Source organism: Vibrio sp. Hep-1b-8 (genome assembly GCF_006124995.1).
In the GTDB taxonomy this organism is placed as follows: domain Bacteria; phylum Pseudomonadota; class Gammaproteobacteria; order Enterobacterales; family Vibrionaceae; genus Vibrio.
On record NZ_QEWN01000067.1, the window covers coordinates 1 to 995 of the forward strand.

The 995-nt window shown below is 39.9% G+C and carries 1 protein-coding gene; it reads left to right on the forward strand.

Features of this window, described 5'->3' with window-relative positions:
• The coding region (gene hemG, locus DA100_RS08300) for a menaquinone-dependent protoporphyrinogen IX dehydrogenase (protein ID WP_138971722.1) at positions 1-510 on the forward strand (510 nt) is incomplete at its 5' end.
• Positions 511-995 lie beyond the last annotated feature (485 nt).

The window sequence follows — 995 nt, forward strand, 5'->3', positions numbered from 1 at the left end:
CTTTACTCAACTCGTGAAGGTCAAACCAAAAAAATCTTTCATCATATAAGAGAGCAACTCTCAGACTACGAATGTGACTTTGTTGACCTTCATACGACAGAACGTGTCGACTTTGAACAGTATGAGCGAGTACTAGTAGGGGCATCGATAAGATATGGGCATCTTAACAAGAAGCTATACCAGTTTATCGAGAGCAACCTACCGGCGTTGCAATCGAGTAGATCTGCCTTTTTTTGTGTGAACCTGACCGCCAGAAAAGAAGACCAAGGTAAAGATACGCCAGAAGGCAGTGCTTATATAAAGACGTTTCTCAAGAAATCTTCTTGGCAACCCGAGTTAATTGGTGTGTTTGCTGGTGCGCTCTATTACCCTCGTTACAACTGGTTTGATAGAATCATGATTAAATTCATAATGAGTATGACAGGCGGAGAAACCGATACCAGCAAGGAAGTAGAATATACTAACTGGGAAAAGGTCACTCTTTTTGCCAATAAGTTTAAAAATATGTAAACAAAAGGGCGGTTTTTACCACTTTTAGATCGAAAATTAATCGAACAGCAAAAAAGTCAGAAAAAACACAAAAAAGGGGTTGCCAAGTTTATTCCGATCTCTATAATGCCCCCTCGCTGACACGGGAACAGTTCGAAGCTAAGGTTTCGAAAGAATGAAAGCCCAGTTAGCAGGTCACTTAGCCAAGTGGAAACGCTTGAAAAAGTTTGAAAAAAGTGGTTGACACTAAACTTTAACTCGCTAAAATGGCCGTCCGATTTGAGCTGAGCGCGTAGTTCAAAGCTCAGTCGGAACGCTCTTTAACAATATAAACCTATCAATCTGTGTGGGCACTCGTTGATGATAATCCAATTAGAAATTTCTCTAAATAAAGAGGGGTTTCAAATTAGGTTTCAATGAAACGAAGTGACCAAACGAGACTTCTTTTGGAAACATTAGAGGACTTGGCACAGTCAATTCATTATCGTTCTGTTGGAACGATAATA